23 protein-coding genes are annotated in these 19,288 nt (G+C 69.5%); 10 read left to right on the top strand and 13 right to left on the bottom strand.

Annotated elements, in window-relative coordinates:
• Positions 1-4 precede the first annotated feature (4 nt).
• The 5 genes from QSK35_RS26325 to QSK35_RS26305 all read right to left on the bottom strand — a co-directional run bounded on the left by QSK35_RS26325 (position 5) and on the right by QSK35_RS26305 (position 5,299).
• On the bottom strand, positions 5-883 hold the full coding sequence (locus QSK35_RS26325; RefSeq protein WP_285750184.1) for a CopD family protein: 879 nt from the start codon (positions 881-883) through the stop codon (positions 5-7).
• Positions 880-1,404 carry a hypothetical protein gene (locus tag QSK35_RS26320; protein WP_285750183.1) on the bottom strand — a complete coding sequence of 175 codons (525 nt, stop codon included), beginning with the start codon at positions 1,402-1,404 and terminating at the stop codon, positions 880-882. Before QSK35_RS26320 ends, QSK35_RS26325 begins: the two co-directional genes overlap by 4 nt.
• Positions 1,405-1,620: 216 nt before the next feature.
• Positions 1,621-3,435, bottom strand: a complete 1,815-nt coding sequence (locus tag QSK35_RS26315) for a dynamin family protein (protein ID WP_285750182.1) — start codon at positions 3,433-3,435, stop codon at positions 1,621-1,623.
• Entirely contained in the window at positions 3,432-3,824 is a 393-nt protein-coding gene (grpE, locus tag QSK35_RS26310; RefSeq protein WP_502881721.1) for a nucleotide exchange factor GrpE, read from the bottom strand. Before grpE ends, QSK35_RS26315 begins: the two co-directional genes overlap by 4 nt.
• Positions 3,794-5,299: a dynamin family protein gene (locus tag QSK35_RS26305; RefSeq protein ID WP_285750181.1), complete on the bottom strand. Its 1,506-nt coding sequence runs from the start codon at positions 5,297-5,299 to the stop codon at positions 3,794-3,796. The genes grpE and QSK35_RS26305 overlap by 31 nt, the downstream gene beginning before the upstream one ends.
• Before the next feature lie 52 nt (positions 5,300-5,351).
• On the opposite strand from QSK35_RS26305, the gene QSK35_RS26300 reads away from it, so the two are divergent.
• Positions 5,352-5,777 (top strand): hypothetical protein, encoded by a 426-nt coding sequence (locus QSK35_RS26300; RefSeq protein ID WP_285750180.1) that lies wholly within the window; start codon positions 5,352-5,354, stop codon positions 5,775-5,777.
• Here QSK35_RS26300 and QSK35_RS26295 read toward each other — a convergent pair.
• Together QSK35_RS26295 and QSK35_RS26290 are read right to left on the bottom strand one after the other, a co-directional pair.
• Positions 5,768-6,130: a GntR family transcriptional regulator gene (locus tag QSK35_RS26295; protein WP_285750179.1), complete on the bottom strand. Its 363-nt coding sequence runs from the start codon at positions 6,128-6,130 to the stop codon at positions 5,768-5,770. The two genes, QSK35_RS26300 and QSK35_RS26295, sit on opposite strands and share 10 nt — an antisense overlap.
• Positions 6,127-6,813, bottom strand: coding sequence for a hypothetical protein (locus tag QSK35_RS26290; RefSeq protein ID WP_285750178.1), 687 nt, complete (start codon positions 6,811-6,813; stop codon positions 6,127-6,129). Before QSK35_RS26290 ends, QSK35_RS26295 begins: the two co-directional genes overlap by 4 nt.
• Positions 6,814-6,927: 114 nt before the next feature.
• Here QSK35_RS26290 and QSK35_RS26285 point away from each other — a divergent pair, with 114 nt between their 5' ends.
• Together QSK35_RS26285 and QSK35_RS26280 are read left to right on the top strand one after the other, a co-directional pair.
• Positions 6,928-8,103 (top strand): sensor histidine kinase, encoded by a 1,176-nt coding sequence (locus QSK35_RS26285; protein WP_502881720.1) that lies wholly within the window; start codon positions 6,928-6,930, stop codon positions 8,101-8,103.
• Positions 8,104-8,113: 10 nt separating this feature from the next.
• A complete protein-coding gene (locus QSK35_RS26280) occupies positions 8,114-8,770 on the top strand; it encodes a response regulator (protein ID WP_285750177.1) in 657 nt (218 codons plus the stop codon).
• On the opposite strand, the gene QSK35_RS26275 is transcribed toward QSK35_RS26280, so the two are convergent.
• Genes QSK35_RS26275 through QSK35_RS26260 form a run of 4 tightly spaced genes read right to left on the bottom strand, consistent with a single transcriptional unit; the run spans position 8,767 to position 11,081 of the window.
• Positions 8,767-9,672, bottom strand: coding sequence for an SDR family oxidoreductase (locus QSK35_RS26275; protein WP_285750176.1), 906 nt, complete (start codon positions 9,670-9,672; stop codon positions 8,767-8,769). The genes QSK35_RS26280 and QSK35_RS26275 overlap by 4 nt on opposite strands.
• Positions 9,656-10,117, bottom strand: a complete 462-nt coding sequence (locus tag QSK35_RS26270; RefSeq protein ID WP_285750175.1) for a pyridoxamine 5'-phosphate oxidase family protein — start codon at positions 10,115-10,117, stop codon at positions 9,656-9,658. The genes QSK35_RS26275 and QSK35_RS26270 overlap by 17 nt, the downstream gene beginning before the upstream one ends.
• 11 nt (positions 10,118-10,128) lie before the next feature.
• The gene (locus tag QSK35_RS26265; protein ID WP_285750174.1) at positions 10,129-10,554 is read right to left on the bottom strand and encodes a pyridoxamine 5'-phosphate oxidase family protein; all 426 of its coding nucleotides are present in this window, start codon (positions 10,552-10,554) and stop codon (positions 10,129-10,131) included.
• Positions 10,554-11,081: a TetR/AcrR family transcriptional regulator gene (locus QSK35_RS26260; RefSeq protein WP_285750173.1), complete on the bottom strand. Its 528-nt coding sequence runs from the start codon at positions 11,079-11,081 to the stop codon at positions 10,554-10,556. Before QSK35_RS26260 ends, QSK35_RS26265 begins: the two co-directional genes overlap by 1 nt.
• A gap of 47 nt (positions 11,082-11,128) precedes the next feature.
• Between QSK35_RS26260 and QSK35_RS26255 the strand changes: the two genes are divergently transcribed.
• Entirely contained in the window at positions 11,129-11,920 is a 792-nt protein-coding gene (locus tag QSK35_RS26255) for an HAD family hydrolase (protein ID WP_285750172.1), read from the top strand.
• Here the strand turns inward: QSK35_RS26255 and QSK35_RS26250 are convergent, their stop codons facing one another.
• Entirely contained in the window at positions 11,921-12,355 is a 435-nt protein-coding gene (locus tag QSK35_RS26250) for a PPOX class F420-dependent oxidoreductase (protein WP_285750171.1), read from the bottom strand.
• A 112-nt stretch (positions 12,356-12,467) separates the two neighbouring features.
• Here QSK35_RS26250 and QSK35_RS26245 point away from each other — a divergent pair, with 112 nt between their 5' ends.
• The 3 genes from QSK35_RS26245 to QSK35_RS26235 all read left to right on the top strand — a co-directional run bounded on the left by QSK35_RS26245 (position 12,468) and on the right by QSK35_RS26235 (position 15,099).
• Positions 12,468-13,379 carry an ABC transporter ATP-binding protein gene (locus QSK35_RS26245; RefSeq protein WP_285750170.1) on the top strand — a complete coding sequence of 304 codons (912 nt, stop codon included), beginning with the start codon at positions 12,468-12,470 and terminating at the stop codon, positions 13,377-13,379.
• A gap of 4 nt (positions 13,380-13,383) precedes the next feature.
• Positions 13,384-14,130, top strand: coding sequence for a hypothetical protein (locus QSK35_RS26240; protein WP_285750169.1), 747 nt, complete (start codon positions 13,384-13,386; stop codon positions 14,128-14,130).
• Positions 14,131-14,193: 63 nt separating this feature from the next.
• Positions 14,194-15,099, top strand: a complete 906-nt coding sequence (locus tag QSK35_RS26235; protein WP_285750168.1) for an ATP-binding cassette domain-containing protein — start codon at positions 14,194-14,196, stop codon at positions 15,097-15,099.
• Here the strand turns inward: QSK35_RS26235 and mycP are convergent.
• Complete coding sequence (gene mycP / locus QSK35_RS26230; protein ID WP_285750167.1) at positions 15,096-16,433, bottom strand: type VII secretion-associated serine protease mycosin; 1,338 nt, start codon at positions 16,431-16,433, stop codon at positions 15,096-15,098. The two genes, QSK35_RS26235 and mycP, sit on opposite strands and share 4 nt — an antisense overlap.
• A 177-nt stretch (positions 16,434-16,610) precedes the next feature.
• Here mycP and QSK35_RS26225 point away from each other — a divergent pair, with 177 nt between their 5' ends.
• The 3 genes from QSK35_RS26225 (at position 16,611) to QSK35_RS26215 (ending at position 19,111) form a co-directional block, all read left to right on the top strand.
• Entirely contained in the window at positions 16,611-17,144 is a 534-nt protein-coding gene (locus QSK35_RS26225) for a hypothetical protein (RefSeq protein ID WP_285750166.1), read from the top strand.
• 68 nt (positions 17,145-17,212) lie between these two features.
• Positions 17,213-17,857, top strand: a complete 645-nt coding sequence (trmB, locus tag QSK35_RS26220) for a tRNA (guanosine(46)-N7)-methyltransferase TrmB (RefSeq protein ID WP_285750355.1) — start codon at positions 17,213-17,215, stop codon at positions 17,855-17,857.
• A gap of 144 nt (positions 17,858-18,001) precedes the next feature.
• Positions 18,002-19,111, top strand: coding sequence for a nitric oxide synthase oxygenase (locus QSK35_RS26215; protein ID WP_285750165.1), 1,110 nt, complete (start codon positions 18,002-18,004; stop codon positions 19,109-19,111).
• Positions 19,112-19,288 lie beyond the last annotated feature (177 nt).

Genomic DNA, 19,288 nt, shown 5'->3' with positions numbered 1-19,288 from the left:
TGCATCAGCGACCGGGAGCGGTCGTGACGAGGAAGGCGGCCACCCCGAGTACGACGACGGCGAGGACCGTCTCGAAGGCGACCGAGAGGGTGATGCCGCGGGCGGTCGTGGCTACCGCGAGCCGCCGGTCCACCCACGTTTTGCTGGCCAGTCCGGCGAGCAGCATCGCCGCGAAGATCACGAGCTTCAGCAGCAGCGTTCGCCCGTATCCGGTGTGCAGCAACGCATCCAGCGACCCGACGAGCCGCCACGCGAGCAGCGCGCCCGCCGCGGTGATCGTCGCGACGGAGAACATCGCGAGCTTCGAGTAGCGCGGCAGGACGTCGGTGAGCACGTCCCGGTCCCGGCTCGGCAGCACGGCGAGCAGCAGCACGGCGAGACCGCCGACCCACACGCACACCACGAGCAGGTGCACGAACACGACGACCTGTCCCCAGCCGGGCAGGTCGAGCGCGTGCCCCGTCATCCCGTTGGTGCGCAGGACACCGAGCCCGACGGCAATGGCGCCCACCCGCCAGGCGAGCGACCGAGCCGCCGTCCGCCCACGCCGGGACAGGTCGATCAGGACCACGAGCGCCAGCACCCACAACAACGTGCGCGCCACCCACACGCGGCCGAACGGGCTGTGCAGCACCGGTTCCACGACCGGCCAGCTGAGCTCAGGCCCCTTCCCGGCCACCCACGCCGCCTGGAAGCACAAGCCGGCGACCGTGCCCGCGAACCCGCACAGCCAGCCGAACCCGAGCAGCCGGCGCACCCGTGCGGTGTTCGCGCCGTCCGGCCAGAGGAACGCGACGAACGCCATGCCGCCCAGGAAGAGCGTCGTGCCGACGTAGTCGAACGACCGCGCCAGCAGGTACCAGGACCTGGCCGCCTCGCTCACGGCGTACCCAGCAGTCCGGTGATCTTGCCGGTCCGGTCGTCCACGACGACCTTGCAGCCGTCCGGAAGTTCCAACGGGGGCAACAGGCCGCCCAGCAACGGCAGCTCGTCGACGGCCTTCGTGCCCTCGGTCAGCTCACCCACGATGGGCAGATCGCCGATGAGCAAACCCAAGTCGTGCAACAGTTTCGTGAGTCCGCCCGCGTCGCATGGCCGAGCCGGTGCGGACGAGGTCGTGGTGGGAACCGAGGTCGTCGGCGACGGCACGCTCGGATGCGAGTAGGACGGTGCCGGCACGTGTGGTGCGGGCACGTGCGCGGCCGGAACGGGATTGTGCGCCACCGGTTGCGGCACGTGCTCGGCCGGCGGGTGCGGTTGCTCGTGCTGGGTCGGGCGCGGCGGTGTCGGTGGGGGAACGCTCTGCGCCTGCGGCACGCCACCGATGCCGGACGCGAACCCGAGCACGACGACCACGGTGCCCACCAGGCTCGCCGCGACCACCTGGTCTCGCTGCAGCTTCATGGCTCAGAAGACAAGCAGCGGCGAATTAACCGGCATTCCCATTCGATGACGTGATCGTGAACTTGCATTCCAGACAAATGCACGTGCGCGGAGCGGTCCCGGACACACGCATTTAAGTTGCGTCGACAACGGTGCACTGACCAGGCAAAATGAGCATTGCTCGATTAATTCTGAACGGGTGTCGTAACCCGGCGAAGCGACGCTCGTTATGCCTTTTCAGGCCCGGTCGCGGACCGCGCGGATTCGCGTCAGTAGCTCGTCGACGCGTTCCCGGCCCGACTGCACCTCGGCGATCCTGCGCGTGACGGCCTGCAGCTCGCGGCCGCGTTCGCCGGCCTCCATGCGCATCGCCTTCTCGACCTCGCGCAGCTCGGCCTCGATGGCCTCGATCCGCCTGGTCAACGCCTCGTCGAGCGCCAGCGACAGGGCCTGCTCGGCCTCGATCAGCTGCTCGGCGGCGAGCTGGTCCAGGGTGGACCGGGCGTCCGCGATGGCGTCCGAGAGCCACTGCTTGACGTGCTGCTTCTCGGCCGTGTGGGTGCGGGTGCGGGCCATCCACCAGCCGGCGCCCAGGCCGAGCACGATGGTCACCGGCAGGACGATCGGGTTGAGCGCGGCGACACCGAGGCCGGCCAGCGGCATCACGGCCAGCTTGCCCGCGCCGAGGCCGCCGGAGACGCCCATGAAGACGAGCAGCTTGTCCTCGGCCGTGGGCGGGCGTTTGTCCTTGGGGCGCAACACGATCGGCGGCTGAGCGCCGCGCGCGAACTGGCTGCGGATGACCGCCAGTTCGTCGGCGGAGAACAGCTCGGCCAGCGACGCGTCGGCCACGCGGGTCAGGCTGTGGGCCAGGCCCGCGCTGATACGTGACGACACGACCTGCAGCGCGGTGTCGACCTGGTGCGGCAGCTGGGCGAGCTGCTCGCGCGACGCCACGTCGACCGCCTGGCGGAACCACGTCTGCAGGTCGCGCATCTGCCTGCTGATCTCGTGGTTCGCCTCGACGCGGGCACGCTGGACCTCGCCGCGCAGGCGGACCTGCCAGCCGCGCGTCGACGAACGGCGTTCGGTCATCAGCTCGTCGCGGCGGCGGCGCAACGACTCCGCCTCGGACTCACCGGTGGCGAGCGCGCGGCGTTCGGCGTCGAGCCGGACGTCCAGTTCGGCCAGGACGGTGGCCAAGGCGCGCAACGTGTTCGCCTCGCCGAGCATGGCGGCGCGACCGACGACGAGTTCCTGCATCGCGGCCTGCAGGTCGCCGATGCCCGACCGTTCGCGCAGCATCGCGCCCGCGTCCGGGTTCGGCGCCTTCGCGGCCATCTCGAACAGGCGCGACGACACCGGGTGGAAGACCGCGCCGGCGAACCGCGGCGCGTGCTCGGCCAGCAGGGCCTTGTTCGCCTCGAGGACCTGGCGCCAGCCGCGGTACTGGTCGGTCTTCGTCAGTGCGAAGACCACGGTCTCCACGCGGTCGCCGACGGTCTGGAGGAAGGTCAGCTCGCCCCGCGTGAACGGCGACGACGCGTCGACCACGAACAGCAGGGCGGTCGCCGATGCCGCGGCCTCCGCGGCGAGCTCACCGTGCACCGAGTCGAGCCCGCCGACACCGGGAGTGTCCACAAGGGACATACGTTCCAGCAGCGGGATCGGCGCGTCCACCTCGACGTAGCGCGGCGGCAGCTGGCCCGGCGGCAGCTCGTGCGCGGCCGACACCCAGTTGATGATCTCGCCGACCTCGAACGGGACTGGCTCGTGCCGGCCCGGATAGCACGCGCGCGCGGCCCACTCCGTTCCGTGCTGGAAGACCAGGTAGGTCGCCGTCGCGACCTCGGCGTCCACAGGGGACAGTCCTGGAGTGGCGAGCATGGCGTTGACCAGCGAGCTCTTGCCGCGGTTCGTCTCACCGACCACCACGACGGTCGGCACGGTCGCCGGCGGGACGAGCCAGTCGGCGGCCTTGGGGTCGAGCTCCCGGACCAGGGCGGTCAGCTTCTCCCTGGTCTGGCGGACGGTCTGCGGAAGGGTGCTCACCGTTGCGTGTACACCGTGACGATCGGCGCGCGGAGCGGGCGGCCCCGGTCGCTGAAGCCGACGACCTCGGTCTCGGCCACCAGGCCGTCGAGCGACGGGTCGTCAGTCGGCACGGTGCCACCGGCCTCGTGCACCGCCGGGTCGAACCGCTGGCCGTCCGGGCGCACCGCGGTGACGCCGATGCCCGCGAGCCCCTCCTCCAGGCGTTCCACGACACCCGTGCTGCGGGCCCGGTCCATCGCGTACAGACACAGCTGCACCAGCGCGCGCCGCTCGGCCAGTGCCTGGTCCAGCAGCTCGTCGGAGATGGTCTCCACGTCGTTCTCCGACGGATCGATCATGGGATCGGTTCCACCCATCAGTGCCCCCCAGCACGCAGTTGTTGCCACATCAGGAAGTACGCCCGGTGCACGACGTGCGCCACCCGGCCCTGCGCGGGCGTGGCGCCGAACGACGCGAACGAACGCCACCAGCCCGCGCGCTCCAGTGCGTAGGCGGTGAGCTCCTGTACCGGTCGACCCACCAGACCGAGTCTGCCCGGGATGTCCGGCGTGCTGCCGACCCGCAGCACCTCGTCGGCGAGGTCGGTCGGCAGCGCGACGGCACCGGAGACGACCAGCGTCAACGCCTCCAGCAGCCGCAGCTGGTGCGCCTCGGGCTTGGCGAGCAGCACCTCGATCGCGTCGTGCACGCGCCGGCGTTCACCAGGATCTCCGGACGCCAGCGAGGTCACCGACGCCAGCGCGGCGGCGGCCTTGATCCCGTCCGCGCGAGCGCGGAACACGGCGTCCAGCCGGCCGCGCACCTCGGCGAACCCGGACGAGTCGAGCAGCTTGCGCCGCAACGCCCCGGCGGTGATCGCCGGTTCGGCGTCGATCGCCCGCAACGCCTGGCCGATGCCGTAGAGGTCCAGCTTCTCCAGCAACCGCACGCGCACCCCGCTCGGGACGTCGCACTCCCAGCTGGTGAAGAGGTCGCCGGACATCAGCATCATCTCGCGGGTGTCCGCGTCGAGGTTCGCCAGCTGCCGCAACGACTCCGCGTCCGGCGCGGTGAAGGCGCCGGTCTCGGCGGACTCGGCGAGCAGGCTGATCACCGGCAGCACGTCGGCGACCCGCGGCCGCAGCAACGACGCCTGCTTCTCGGCGAGGATCTCGGCCGCCCGCCACACGTCGCCGTCCGCGCCCTCGACGGTCTCCGGCGCCACCGCGTCGACCTTGTTCAGCACCGCGATCGCGTTGACCGGACCGGCCTCCCGCGACGCGGTGGCCGCGGTGAACGCGGCGATCGCCTGGTGGTCGTCGGCGCGCACGCCCTGTGTGACGACGTAGAGAACGGCCTCCGCACCCGCGACCGCGTTGCGCGACACGGGATCCAGCAGCTCCTCGGTGCGCGCCACCGATGCCGCATCGAGTGACGCGAGTCCGGGCGTGTCGATGACCGTGAAGTCGCGCAGGACGTTGTTCGTCAGGTACGCCTCGACGTGCGACACCGACGCGATGTCGACGCCGAGCGACGCCGGGATCATGCCCTCGGCGTCGAACGGCAGCACCTGCCTGCGACCGTCGGTGAAGATCACTTCGATGCGGTCGACCGTGCCGTACTGGAACCGCGTGACGAGCCGGGTGCACTCACCGACGTCGGTCGGCGCGACCCGGCGGCCGATCAAAGCGTTGACGAGCGTGGACTTTCCGGACTTGATGCGCCCGGCGACCGCGACCTGCAGCGGTGCGCGCAACCGGCGCAGCACCTCGGCGAACCCGGCCGCGGTCTGCGGTGAGACCTGGGGTTGCAGTGCCGTGCAGAGGCCGGCCACCGCGGCCGAAAGCGGCCCGGCGAGCTGTTGTCCCTGCAGCGCGGTCACCGGCTGATCGTGCCACGGTTTGCAGCGGCCCGGTCGCGGGTAGCCACAGCGCATGGACGACAGCTACGTCACGTTCCTGGTGCTGGGTGTGCTCCTGGTCGCCGTCGATGGCCAGCTGATCTACCACAGTGGCCAGCGTTACCTACGCAAGGCGTACGAGCCGGCCGAGGCCGCCGCCATGATGCGGCTCGCGACCGTGCTGTTCCACCTCGTGGTGCTCGGTCTCCTCGCGTTGGTGTCGATCATCGACGTGCACACCGGCGACCCGGTCAAGGACGTGGTCGTCAAGCTCGGTGTCGTCCTGCTCCTGCTGGCTCTGTGCCACGCGGTGACCATGGCGATCCTTTCGCGCATCCGCGAGCGGCAGCTGCAGCGCCAGCTCGCCGACGAGATGGCCGAGGAGCACCGCATCTACGAGGAACGGCACTCGCACATCGCCGAACCGCAGGTGATCGAACAGCGGCAGCCCTACTCATAAGCCAACCGGACGGCGTCGATCGCCTGGTGCTCGCTCGCACCGAGAGACCTGGCAACGGCGACGTACTCCGCCGCGGCGAGGGCGAGCGGATCCGGAGAATGCGAAGGCAGGGCAGCGACCACGGTGCCCTGCCTTCGCCCTGTTCTGAGCACTCCCACCGATTCCAGCTCGCGGTACGCCCGCGCGACCGTGCCCGCCGCCAGCCCGAGGTCACCGGCGAGCTGCCGGATCGTGGGCAACCGCGTGCCGATCGGCAGCACGCCACCGGTGATGAACCGCTCGAGCTGATCGCGCACCTGACGCCACGGCGCGACGCCACTCTCGACGTCGACGACGATCCGCGGCGCGCTCACGCCACGAGCCTCGGCAGATCCTCACGCGGCGGCGTGTTGGCCATCGCGACCCACAGCAGAATCCCCGCCAGGGCGGCGAAGCCGCCCGCCATCCCGAGTGCCACGGTGATGCCCAGGCCGGCCGACACGTGGATGCTCCGGGTGCGCAACGCGTTGTCGACGCGCGCGTCACCGCTCGCCGGCCGGTTCACCGCCGCCCAGACGATCACCGCGACGACGACCACCGAGCCCAGCAGCATCCCCAGCTCGAACGCGCCGCGCCACAGCACGACCAGCACCGCCGCGACGATCACCCCGACGACGTAGGTGAGGAGCACGATCGGCGACGCGATGTCCGCCAGGCCGCGCGGAGTGAGTGACGCGGCCCGCTGCCGATCCCGCGGCGGGCGCAGGGCGAGCAGCTCCGCGAGCAGCGTGCCGACGAACACGGTGATCACGATGGCGTCCATGTTGCCCTGCGACTTCCCGGTGAGCAGCCCGGCCGCGAGGTACAGCCACGGGTACAGCAACCGGCGCCGCTTCAGGTAGCGGACCGCCTCGGCCACCTCGTCCGGCGTCGGGTCCGTCACCTTCCATTTGAGCAGCAACCGCCTGCCGTTGCGCTCGTTCGGCCACAGCGCGACCAGGATCAACAACCCGAAGACCCCGAGGACGATCACGTTCGCCAGGTCGACTCCGTACACCACGCACCCCCGTTTGTATCGAGCACTTGACACAATAACGTCCAACTCAAGTCGGACGTTGAGTCAGCCCGTGGCGCGACGCGCGAAGGTTCGGTTCGTACCTAATCTTGTGCGGTGCGGCGGTTGAGTCTGTGGATGCGAGCTCACCCGGTGTTCGGGGACTCCCTGATCGCCGGGTCTATCGCGCTGTTCGACCTGATCAGCGTGTTCTCGATGGCGGGCACAACGGACATACAACCGTCGCTCTACCTGCTCGTCGGCCTGCTGCTGGTCGGGCCGATCCCGTTCCGCCGCTACCACCCGGTGGGCACGAGCTACGCGATCCTCGCGGGCGGGTTCATCCAGCTCTTCACCCAGAGCGGCGAGTTCCCCGCGCGCCTGGGCGACTTCGCGCTGGCCGTGGCGCTGTACACGATGGTCGCGTACGTGGGCAGGCAGCAGGGCCTGCTGTACGCCATGTGGCTGGTCATCGGCTCGGTGCTGTGGGCCGTGTTCCGGGTCGGCACGCTGGAGGCGCTGCCCGCGCTGTTCGTCGTGTTCGTGATCTTCGCGTTCAGCTGGGCGCTGGGCGAGTTCGTCGGCGCCCGCCGGGCGTACTACAACGAGCTGGACCAGCGCCTCAAGCTGCTGGAGACCGAACGCGACCAGGCCGCGAAGCTGGCGGTTGGCGAGGAACGATCCCGCATCGCGCGCGAACTGCACGACGTCGTGGCGCACTCGGTGAGCGTGATGATCGTGCACGCCGACGGCGCGCTGTACACGATCAGATCCAGTCCGGAGCAGGCGGAGAACGCCGTCCGCACCATCGCGGAGACCGGCCGCCTGGCGTTGACCGAGATGCGCCGCCTGCTGGGCGTGCTGCGCAGCGACGAGGCCGAGACGCAGTGGGCGCCGCAGCCGGACGCGCGGGGTGTCGTCGAGCTCGCGGAGCAGACCCGTGCGGCGGGCGTGCCGGTGCGCCTGGAGATCAGCGGCGACCTGGACAACCTGCCCGCCGGTGTCGGCCTGGGCCTCTACCGGATCGTGCAGGAGGCGTTGACCAACGTGCTGAAGCACTCCGGCTCCGGGACGTCGGCGGTGGTCCGGCTGACCCGTGCCGACGAGGAGGTGCGGCTCGAGGTCGTCGACGACGGGTTCGGCACCCCCGCGGACGTGGTCGCCGTGTCCGGCGGAAACGGCCTGATCGGCATGCGCGAGCGCGCGAACGTGCTCGGTGGTTCGTTGGAGGCCGGTCCCAACCCCGGTGGCGGGTGGCGGGTCCGGGCAGTCTTTCCAGTTGCGGCGGGATAGTTTGATGACCGTGATCAGAGTGTTGCTCGTCGACGACCAGGAGCTCATGCGCATGGGCTTCCGCATGGTGCTCGGCGCCCAGGAGGACGTGGACGTCGTCGGCGAGGCGGCCGACGGCCTGGACGCCGTGCAGATGGCCGACCAGCTGCGCCCCGACGTGGTGCTGATGGACGTCCGCATGCCCGTGATGGACGGTGTCGAGGCGACGAAGCAGATCACCGAGGCCGGCACGGCCAAGGTGCTCGTCATGACCACGTTCGACATGGACGAGTACGCGCTTTCCGCGCTGCGCAACGGCGCCAGCGGGTTCCTGCTGAAGGACACGCCGCCGAACGACCTCGTGTCGGCGCTGCGGGCGGTCGCCTCTGGTGACGCCGTGGTCTCGCCCTCGGTGACGAAGCGGCTGCTGGGCCGGTTCCTCGGCGACGGCGGCGGCGAGCTGCGCGACGCCTCCGTGCTGGACGTGCTGACCGAACGCGAGCGCGAGGTGCTCGTGCTCATCGCGAAGGGTCTGTCCAACACGGAGATCGCGCGCAAGCTCTTCCTGTCCGAGGCGACCGTGAAGACGCACGTCGGGCGGATCCTGGCCAAGCTCGAACTGCGGGACCGCGTGCAGGCCGTCGTGCTGGCCTACGAGACCGGGCTGGTGCGGCCGGGCGACGCCTAGCGGTACTTCGAGGCGTCCACAGTGGACGGATCGACGCCCGGCTTGACGACCTCCTCGTACCACTTGCCCCAGTCGGGCTGCGAACCGTCGAGGTCGGTGAACCCGTACTCGCGCATGAGCCGCCACGACGACAGGCACTGGCCGTGGAACCGGTGCCGGTCGGGGTCCGCCGCGAGGTGCGCCAGCCCGCGCCCGAAGTAGTGCGGCGTCTCGGACATCGCGTAGTGCGGCACCTTCGCGATCGCGTCACGCCAGTTCGCCTCGGTGACCCCGAACAGCTCCAGCATGTGCTCTGACCGCAGGAACCCCGGCGTCGCGGACACCGCGGTGACGCTGGTGTCCTTGAGGTCCTTGGCGAGGATCTTCCCGAACCGCCGCACGGACGCCTTGACCGCGTCGTAGGTGAGGTTCGTGTAGTACTGCTCGTCGTCCTCGCCGTCGGTGACCTCGACGACCAGCCCGCCCTCGGTGCGCACCAGGATCGGCATGAGCTTGTGCAACGCCACCAGGTGCGACTCGATCCCGTTGCGCCACATCTTCAGCTGGCGTTCCAGGTCGTGCTCCCAGAACCTGCCCCACTCGACGAGCCTCTCACCGCCCCACACGTCGTCGACGAGGATGTCGAGCCGCTCGATCTGCGCCGCGAAGTTGTCCACATCGGACGGGACGGTGAAGTCGCACCGGATGGCGATGCCCTTGCCGCCGGCCTTCGTCACCAGCTCCGCGGTCTCCTCGATCGTCTCGTCGCGGCCGATGTCGGACTTCTGCTCGCGGGTGGTGCGTCCGCCGACGAACACCGTGGCGCCCGCGGCACCGAGCTCGACGGCGATCGCCCGTCCGGCGCCGCGCGTCGCTCCGGTGACGGCCGCGATCTTCCCGGACAGATCAGGTTCTGACGGCACGGGTCAAACCCCTTCCTTCGTGCCACGACCGGATCACCATCTCCTCTTCGAGAGTGACCCGGACGACTTCGGTGATGTCAGCGCGGAACAGGTCGAGGTCGTCCGGCCGCCAGCCGGTTCGCTCGAACAGTGCGCGCAGATACGGTTCCTTGTCCTCGTGCACCACGGCGCGTCCGCTGATCCGCACGTCGCCGTTGGTGCCTTCACCCGGTGTGGTGTGCACGGCGAACCGCGGGTCCCGCTTGAGATCGCGGGCCTTCCACGAGTTCAGCATCATTCCCAGCCACAGCTCGCCGTCGATCACGCTCGGGTCGAGGCCGCCCATGCGCGGCGATCCGTCCTTGCGCAACGTCGCGAGCAGCAGGTGCCCACCGGCGGTCAGCCGCGCCAGCACGTCGGCGGCGAACTCCGGTTCCTCGTCCGCGAACTCCTGCCAGGTCGCCATCGGTCCCCCATTCATTTTCTGACGGCACGGGAGATTCCCCTTCCCTCGTGCCACGACACGATCACCAGTTCGTCGCCCTCAACGGTGATCCGCACGGCTTCGGTGATGTCCGCGACGAAGGTGTCTCCATCCTTCGTCGACTCGCGCCGGACCATCGTGCCGCGCACCTTCGCGTCCCCCTCGGCCATCGTCTGGTCGGAACTGGTGCTGTGCAACGCGAAGCGCGGGTCCCGCAGCAGGTCGCGGGTCTTCATCGCGCCCGTCATGCTGCCGATCACCAGCTCGCCGCCGGTGAACTCGGGATCGATGCCGCTCAGGCGCGGCGACCCGTCCCGGCGGATGGTCGCGAGGAACGCGTGCTTGTTCCTGGCGAAGCACTTCCGTACCAACTCGGCGAACTCCGGTTCCGTCTTGGTGAACTCGGCCCAGGACGCCATCAGCGCCACCCCTCCAGCACGCTGTCCAGGTCTTCCGTCATCCGTTCCATCAGGTCGCCGCGCGGTCGCACCGACCAGTCCATCGAGATCCCGTACACCAGCGCGGACAGCACCCGCGCCGCGTTGGGCGGGAGGTCTTCCCGCCGGCACATGACGAACAGCTCGTCCTCCAGTGCCGCGTAGTGCTTGGCGAGCAGCGCGCGCAGCTCCGGGTCGATCAGGTCGACGCCCAGCTGGGCGAGGTTGTTCGTCGCGACCTCCGGGTCGGCGAGCCGGTCGAACCACGTCAGCAGCGCGTCGCGCACGTTGCCGGCCGCGCGCATCCGGCGCACGACGTCTTCGGTGCCCTGTTTGGTCAACGCCTGCAGCAGGCCGCTCTTCGAGCCGAACCGCTTCGCCACCGCCCCCACGCTCACGCCGGCCTCGGCGGCGACGTCCGCGATCGTGAACTCGGGCCCTTTGCGGTCGATGACCTGCGCCAACGCATCCAGGATGCGCTCGTCGGTGATGGTGCGCGGTCGGGCCACACCGTTAGTGAACCACAATTCACTAACCTTCGCCTAGGGTGGTGCCAGTGAACTGGAGACCTCGCCTGGTCGCGCTCGACATCGACGGCACGCTTGCCCATCTCGGCACCAACGACATCGCCCCCGCCGTGCACGCGGCCGTCACGCGGGTCGCCGCGCACGACGTGCACGTGGTGCTGTGCACCGGGCGTTCGCTCATCGGCACCACACCGATCGCCGACCAGCTCGGGCTGCCCGGGATCTCCCTGTGTTCCAACGGCGCCGTCTGGTGGGACCACCAGACGCGTGAGGTGCTGAAGCGCACGACGTTCTCCCCCGGCCCGACGATCAAGGTTCTGCGCGAGCTGCTGCCGGGTGCGGTGTTCGCCGTGGAGCAGACCGGGATCGGGAACATGTCGCTCGGCCGGTTCCCCGACGGCGACCTGTGGGGCGTGCTGACGCTCGGCGATTTCGACGAGGTCGCCGCGATCGACACGCCGCGGCTCGTGATGCGCTGGATCGGGCACACGCCCGAGGAGCTGGCGTTCGCCGTTCGCGAGTTGGAACTGCCGGACGTCGCGTGGTCGGTCGACCACACGGAGCCGTGGCTGACCGCGGTGCCGCTGGGGGTCACGAAGGGCTCGGCGCTGGAGGAGCTGCGCGTTCACCTGAACGTGTCACCCGAGGACACGCTGGCGGTCGGCGACGGGCGCAACGACGTCGAGATGCTGCGCTGGGCGGCGCACGGTGTCGCGATGGGCCAGGCGCCGGCGACCGTGCAGGCGGTCGCCGACTCGGTCACGGACACCGTGCTGGAGGACGGCCTCGCGACCGTCCTCTCCCGGTTCTTCCCCGCCTGACTAGTCGGAGACGTTGACCTTCGCGCTGATCTTGTCGATCTTGACCCGGACGACCATCTCGCCGGGCACACCGTTGCGCGCGGCGTATTCGTCGGCGCGGTCGGCGCCCATGTATCGGGCCGCGGTACGACCCGCCCAATACGAAAGTTGATCCGGGTCCTCGTCGACCACGGCACGGCCGGCGATGGTGACGAAGTGGAACGGTGGCTGTTCGTCGTCGAAGCAGAGCGCCACCCGGCCGTCGCGCAGGATGGACTTGCCCTTGATGGTGTCCTTGTGCGTCAAGAAGACCAGGTCCGAACCGTCGATGTCGACCCACACCGGCGCGACGTGGGGTGAGCCGTCCTTGCGGGTGACGGCGAGCTTGCCGGTCTTCGCGGGCGAGGCCAGCACGAACTCGCGCCACCAGCCTTCAGGAGCATCGGTGTAACCCATAAGGCCATCTTTCCCCAGCCGGAAGTTGACGCACCGACGCGACGCGGGACCGATGTGTGCTGACACCACTTCAAGCCAGGCTTTCTCCCAGAACCGGACCAGGGGAGAAACCATGATCGAGGCGATCGGCCTCACCAAGAGATACGGCAGGACGGTCGCCGTCGACAACCTGTCGTTCACCGTCGAGCCCGGCCGGGTGACCGGCTTCCTCGGCCCCAACGGGGCGGGCAAGTCGACGACGATGCGGATGATCCTCGGTCTCGACCGCCCCACGGCGGGCCGGGTGCTCATCGACGGCAAGCCGTACACCGGGCTGCACCGTCCACTGCGGACGGTCGGCGCGTTGCTGGACGCGAAGTGGGTGCACCCGAACCGGTCCGCCAGGGCGCACCTGAAGTGGCTCGCCAAGTCCAACGGGCTGCCCGCGCGGCGTGTGGACGAGGTGCTGGAGACCGTGGGGCTGACCGGGGTGGCCGGTAAGCGGGCCGGCGGGTACTCGCTCGGCATGTCGCAGCGGCTGGGGATCGCCGCGGCGCTGCTGGGCGACCCGCAGGTGTTGCTGTTCGACGAGCCGGTTAACGGCCTGGACCCGGAGGGCATCCTCTGGATCCGCAACTTCATGCAGGGGCTGGCCAAGGAAGGCCGCACGGTGCTCGTGTCGTCGCACCTGCTGTCGGAGATGGCGCTGACCGCGTCGGACCTCGTCGTGATCGGCAAGGGGAAGCTGATCTCGCAGAGCACAACGCAGGAGTTCGTCGACCGTTCGTCGGAGTCCGCGGTGAAGGTCCGCAGCCCGCAGCTCGGCCAGGTCGCGCCGCTGCTCGTGCACAAGGGTTTCACCGTCCGCGACAACGGGGATTCGTCGTTGTCCGTAACGGGTGCTACCAGTGACCAGATCGGTGACATCGTCGCTGCTCACGGTCTCGTCCTGCACGAGCTGAGCCCGCAGCGCGGCTCGCTCGAAGAGGCGTTCATGCAGTTGACCGGCGATGCTGTCGAGTACCACGCCGAGATCGGGAAGTGAACCGATGACTCTGTTGGCAGTCGAAAGAATCAAGCTCTTCTCCACCCGTTCGCCGTGGTGGTGTGCCGCGCTGGCACTGGTGATCACGACCGGCATCGCCGCGCTGATCGCCGCCAACACGAGCGCCGAGTTCCCGCTGACCGTGGGTCTCACCCAGGCGTTCTACTCGTTCGGCATGTACGTGGTGCTGGTCATGGCCGCGCTCGCGGTCACCACCGAGTACCGCTTCGGCACGATCAAGGCGACGTTCCTCGCCGTGCCGAACCGGGTCTCCGCGCTGGTCGCGAAGACTGCCGTGGTGGCGGTGATGGCGGGCCTGATCGGCGAGGCCGTCGCGTTCGGACAGTGGGGCATCAGCAAGCTGATCAAGCCGAACGCCGACATCGCGATCAACAGCGCGGTGGAGTGGCGCAACGTCGCGGGCGTCGGCCTGGTGTTCCTGGTCGGCTCGATCCTCGCGCTGGCCGTCGGCATCCTGGTCCGCCACACCGCGGCCGCGGTCTCGATCCTGCTGGTGTGGGCGCTGATCGTCGAACAGCTCATCGGGATCATCCCGAAGATCGGCGAGAAGATTCAGCGCTGGATGCCCTTCGTGAACGGCAACCACTTCCTCACCGCGGGCGGTCCGGAACTGCAACCGGACCCGATCAAGTACCCGTTCGGGGCCTGGGGATCGCTCGGCTACTTCGCGGCCGTCTCCGTCGGCCTGCTGATCGTGGCGCTCGTCGTCGCCAAGCGGCGCGACGCCTGAGAAGAGGGGCGCGGACCACCCGTCGGGGGTGTGGTCCGCGCCCCATTGCGCTTGGAGGTTCTCGTGATCGAAGCGGTGCGGTTGAAGAAGCACTACGGCCGGACGATCGCCGTGGACGACCTGTCGTTCACCGTGTGCCCCGGCCGCGTCACCGGTTTCCTCGGGCCCAACGGCGCGGGCAAGTCGACGACCATGCGGATGATCCTCGGGCTGGACCGGCCCAACGGCGGTGACGTGCTCATCGACGGTCAGCACTACGCGTCGTTGAAACACCCGCTGCGCAAGGTCGGCGCGCTGCTCGACGCGAAGTGGGTGCACCCCAACAGGTCCGCCCACTCACACCTGAAATGGCTGGCTCGCTCCAACGGACTGCCCACGTCGCGCATCGGCGACGTGCTCGAGATGGTCGGGCTCACCGCGGTCGCCGGCAAGCGCGCGGGCGGGTTCTCGCTCGGCATGTCGCAACGGCTCGGCGTGGCGGGCGCGTTGCTCGGCGACCCGGAGATCCTGCTGTTCGACGAGCCGGTGAACGGCCTCGATCCCGAGGGCATCCTGTGGATCCGGCAGCTGATGCACCGGCTCGCGGACGAGGGCCGGACCGTCTTCGTGTCGTCGCACCTGCTGTCGGAGATGTCGCAGACCGCGCAGGACCTGATCGTGATCGGGCGCGGGAAGCTGATCGCACAGACCACGACCGAGCAGTTCATCCACGACGCCACCGAGGACCGCGTGCGCGTCAGGTCACCGCAGGCCGATCGGCTGCGGGAGCTGCTCGCCGCGCGGGCCACCGTCATCGAGGACGCCGTCGACCACGCGCTCGTCGTGCACGGGCTGTCCGCCGCGGAGATCGGGGAGATGGCCGCGGAGCAGGGCGTCGTGCTGCACGAGCTGAGCCCGCAGCGCGGTTCGCTCGAGGAGGCGTTCATGCAGCTGACGAGCGAGGCCGTGGACTACCACGCGCACAGCTAGTCCGACGAGGACGGCGTGGACTCGGTAGGGGCCGATTCGGTGGGCGCGGACTCGGCCGGAGCCGCCTCGACCCACGGTTCGACCGGCTCGGCGGGACCCGGATCCGGGATCTCCCACTCCGTCGCGTCCGGGGCGACCGGGTCGGGGGTCAGCGGATCCTCGACCGGCGCCCACTCCGAGGTCGGCCACACCGGTTGCGGTGGAGGCGGCGGAGTCCAGCCGCCGTACACAGGCACCGGCACGTAGCGGCGCCGCGACCGGGTGGCCGGAATCGCGACCAGCAGCGTGCAGATGAACCCGACCACCAGCATCGTGCCGAGCACGAACGGCACGCGGTTCTCGTCCGGCGTGGCGGCGATCGCCGGCACCGGTTCGGTGGCGGGCGGCGCCGTGGTGGACGGTTTCGGCGGCGGCAGCAGCGGGTTGCGCGTCACCGGTGGGACGTCCGCGGTCAGCGCATTCACCGGGTCGACCATGCCGAAGCCGGTGGCCTTGTCCCGGCCCGGCTCGCCCATGTCCTTGGCCGTGCGGATCAGGCGGTTGACGACGTCCGGAGCGGACATCGTGGGATACCGGCCGCGGACCAGCGCCGCAACCCCGGACACGATCGCGGACGCGGCCGACGTGCCGTCCATCTCGGCGTAGCCGGTGGAGTAGACGGACGTGGGCGACGCGGTGACGACCCCCTCTGCGGGCGCCGCCAGCACGGTGTCCTCACCGGTGTTGGACGACTTCCACGGCTCGGACATCCGGTTGGTGCCCGCGACGGCGATGACGCCACCGATGTTGGCGGGCGCGGAGACGGCACCGCCCTCGTTGCCGGTCGCGGCGACCAGCACGACGTCCTTCTCGATGGCGTAGTTCACGGCGCGGACGAGCGAAGGCGTCAGCGACGACGTGAAGCCGAGCGACATGTTGATCACGCGGGCGCCGTGGTCGGTCGCCCAGCGGATGCTGTCCGCGACGACGTCGAGTGCGAACTGCTCCTTCTCGGCGGACGCGACCGGCAGGATCTTGGCCCTGGGAGCGATCCCGCGCACCCCGCCCTGGCCACCTTTGCCCGCGATCAACGCCGCCATGCCCGTGCCGTGGCCGTCGGTGTCGGTCGTTCCGTCGGTGCCCTTGGAGCTGCCGAACCCCGTGCCGGGCAGGACCTGGCCGGCGAGATCGGGATGCTGGGCGTCCACCCCGGAGTCGATCACCGCGACGACGACGCCGTCGCCCTTGCTGATCTCCTGCGCCGTGTAGACGTCCAACGCGTCGAGGTGCCACTCCTGCTCCTCGATCGACTGCACCGCGAGCAACAAGGGCAGCACGAGGGCGAGGGCGGGCATCAGCGGCACGTTCCCTACATCGCCGCACCAGCCCCGGATGCAACGTGCCCGGCCTCACATCACTCGTAAGACTGTCGTTAACAACGCGTGAAATTGGCCTCTGGACAATGACTTCGGGTTCGTAAACCGCTGGTATGGGGTACACACCCGTCGCGAAAACTCCACGGAGGTGAACCCGTGACGGTCCAAGATCGAAAACATGGACTTCGGGTCGAGCCGATGGTCGGGCTCGAATGGGCAAGTGCGGTCGAGTCGACATCCGCCGACATGGTCCTCACCCCGGCACAGGCGCGACGATCCTGGATCGACAGAGCCGACGAACAGCAGGTGCTCGCGCTGTACCGCTCCGTGAGCGAGGTCGAGCCGGCACCGCCGGCACCGTGGTGGTTGCGCGCGTTGGCCCGCGGCAAGCTGCCGTCCCGCGCGGCGGGGTACGCGATCGAGGACGACGTCACCGACCTGCTGATCAACCGGCCGGGCTGGGTGTTCGTGCCGTGGGTGGCCGCGGGCGAGGTGGGCTACTGGGAGTTCGTCCCGTCGGAGAGCGGCGTCTACGGGCCGGCCGAGCCGACGACCGTCCAGTTCACCGACCGGCACCCCGGCTGGATCGACCTGCTGCCCGCGCATCGCGGTCCGGGGTTGTGCCAGCCCATCGAGTTCACGGTGGCCGACCTGCGTGCGCAGATCGAGGACATCGAGCTCATCGCCTAGTCTGTACGGCCGTGACCAGGCCTGAGCACCACCGTTCCATCGTCAGCTTCGTTCAGCGCGGCGAGCGCATGACCGTCGGGCAGGAGCGTGCCTGGAACACGCACTGGGAGAAGCTCGGTCACGACGTGAAGACGCTGCCCGACGGGCCGCTCGACTTCACGTCGTGGTTCGGCCGCGAGGCGCCGGTCATGCTGGAGATCGGTTCCGGCATGGGCGAGACGACGGCACAGCTCGTCGCCGCCGCACCGGAGCTGAACTACGTGGCCGTCGAGGTCTACAAGCCGGGTCTCGCGCAGCTGCTGCTGCGGGCCGAGCACCTCGGCGGGCTGGACAACCTCCGGGTGCTGCGGGGCGACGCGGTCGACCTGCTGACCGAGCACGTCGCGCCGGGGGCGTTGGGCGGCGCGCGGATCTTCTTCCCCGACCCGTGGCCGAAGAAGAAGCACCACAAGCGACGGTTGGTGCAGCCGGCGTTCATCGCGCTGCTCGCGTCGCGGCTGGCGCCGGGCGCGGTGCTGCACTTGGCGACGGACTGGGAGCACTACGCGGACCAGATGCTCGAGGTGTGCTCGGCCTCTCCGTTGCTGGACAACATGTACGACGGGTGGGCGCCGCGGCCCGACTGGCGACCCGTCACGAAGTTCGAGCAGCGGGCGGTCGACGAGGGCCGAATCAGCCACGATCTGATGTTCAAGCGGAACAACGTCACCTGACCGTGTAATCAAGGCGATCTTTCCGCTGGTCGACGCAACCACGCTCGGTCGACATTTCACCCGATCGACTGGGACGTGTTGATCACCCGATGTGCCCCGAGTGGCGGTGACGAGTGGAGCCGTTCCGGCCATAGGTTTCGCGCCGTGACCGCAGTTGACCTCGATGTCGCGGAGGAGTTCCTCCGCATGTTCCACGTCGCGCATTCCGAAGCCGGCTCCGTCAGCGCACGCATCGCGCAGGTGCGGGCCGAGGTCGCCGAGACCGGAACATACCGCCACACCACCCACGAACTCGCGTACGGCGCGCGGATCGCGCTGCGGGATTCCGGTTGGTGCACCTCGGGTGTGCCGTGGCGGCGGTTGAAAGTCCGAGATCTGCGCGGTTACCGCAATGCCGCGGCCGTCGCGGGCGAGTGCGTCGAGCACCTGCGCCTCGCGACGAACGACGGCGAGATCCGGCCGCTCGTCACGGTGTTCGCACCGGACACTCCGGGCACGCCGGGTCCGTGCATCTGGAACGAGCAGCTGATCCGCTACGCCGGATATGCCGACGGCATGGGCGATCCGCGCTACGCGCAGTTCACCGACACCATGCAGGGCATGGGCTGGGTGCCGCCGGAGCGGCGGTCGCGGTTCGACTACCTGCCGCTGGTCGTGGAGACCGCGCACGAGGGACCGCGGTTGTTCACCATGCCGCGCGAGGTCGTGCACGAGGTTCAGCTTGAGCACCCGGACATCCCGGCGTTCAGGAAACTGGGGCTGCGCTGGCACTCCGTGCCGGTGATCTCGAACATGCGGCTCACCATCGGCGGCATCAACTACCCCGCGGCGCCGTTCAACTCGTGGTTCGTCGGCGCCGAGATCGGTGCGCGCAGCCTCGCCGACGAGGGCGCCTACGGTGCCGCCCGCGAAGTCGCCCAGGCGCTCGGCCTCGACACCTCGTCGGAGCGCACGTTGTGGCGCGACCTGGCGACCGTCCACCTGAACCGGGCCGTGCTGCACTCGTTCGACAAGGCGCAGGTGACCATCACCGACCACCACGCCGAGGCGCTGCACCGGTTGGCCTGGCTGCGTTCCCGGCAGAAGCCGTCGCCGGCACGGCCCGCCTTCCGGCTGGATCCCGTTGCGGCGCAACGGGCTCGTACCGGTTCACCGGCGCGGTTCGGCCCCGGTGCCGTGGAGGAGACGCGACCGCACGGCCGGTTGGCCGAGCTGCTGCGCCAGAAAACGCTGGCCGAGGCGACCAGCGCCTGAGTGTTCGCTGTTCGACGTACCTGGGCCAGTGCTTGACTTCCCCATCAACCACTGGCTTCGGTTTTCGTGCGGACTCCTATCGCTGCGAGTCGATCATCACGCCCGAAAGCGCCATGAGTCCCAGCACGACCAGACCCGCGACCGCGGCTGCCCAAGTGAGCACAATTCCCAACATCG

This window comes from Lentzea sp. NBRC 105346 (assembly GCF_030269605.1).
In the GTDB taxonomy this organism is placed as follows: domain Bacteria; phylum Actinomycetota; class Actinomycetes; order Mycobacteriales; family Pseudonocardiaceae; genus Lentzea.
The sequence above is the reverse complement of the archived record's forward strand: the minus strand, read 5'-3'. Positions and strand labels throughout refer to the sequence as shown.

Bases quoted from the DNA above. Each gene is read 5' to 3' on its own strand.
- QSK35_RS26320 (WP_285750183.1), bottom strand. From the start codon at position 1,404: ATGAAGCTGCAGCGAGACCAGGTGGTCGCGGCGAGCCTGGTGGGCACC.
- QSK35_RS26300 (WP_285750180.1), top strand. From the start codon at position 5,352: ATGGACGACAGCTACGTCACGTTCCTGGTGCTGGGTGTGCTCCTGGTC.
- QSK35_RS26270 (WP_285750175.1), bottom strand. From the start codon at position 10,117: ATGGCGACCTGGCAGGAGTTCGCGGACGAGGAACCGGAGTTCGCCGCC.
- QSK35_RS26265 (WP_285750174.1), bottom strand. From the start codon at position 10,554: ATGGCGTCCTGGGCCGAGTTCACCAAGACGGAACCGGAGTTCGCCGAG.
- QSK35_RS26250 (WP_285750171.1), bottom strand. From the start codon at position 12,355: ATGGGTTACACCGATGCTCCTGAAGGCTGGTGGCGCGAGTTCGTGCTG.
- QSK35_RS26245 (WP_285750170.1), top strand. From the start codon at position 12,468: ATGATCGAGGCGATCGGCCTCACCAAGAGATACGGCAGGACGGTCGCC.
- QSK35_RS26240 (WP_285750169.1), top strand. From the start codon at position 13,384: ATGACTCTGTTGGCAGTCGAAAGAATCAAGCTCTTCTCCACCCGTTCG.
- mycP (WP_285750167.1), bottom strand. From the start codon at position 16,433: ATGCCCGCCCTCGCCCTCGTGCTGCCCTTGTTGCTCGCGGTGCAGTCG.
- trmB (WP_285750355.1), top strand. From the start codon at position 17,213: ATGACCGTCGGGCAGGAGCGTGCCTGGAACACGCACTGGGAGAAGCTC.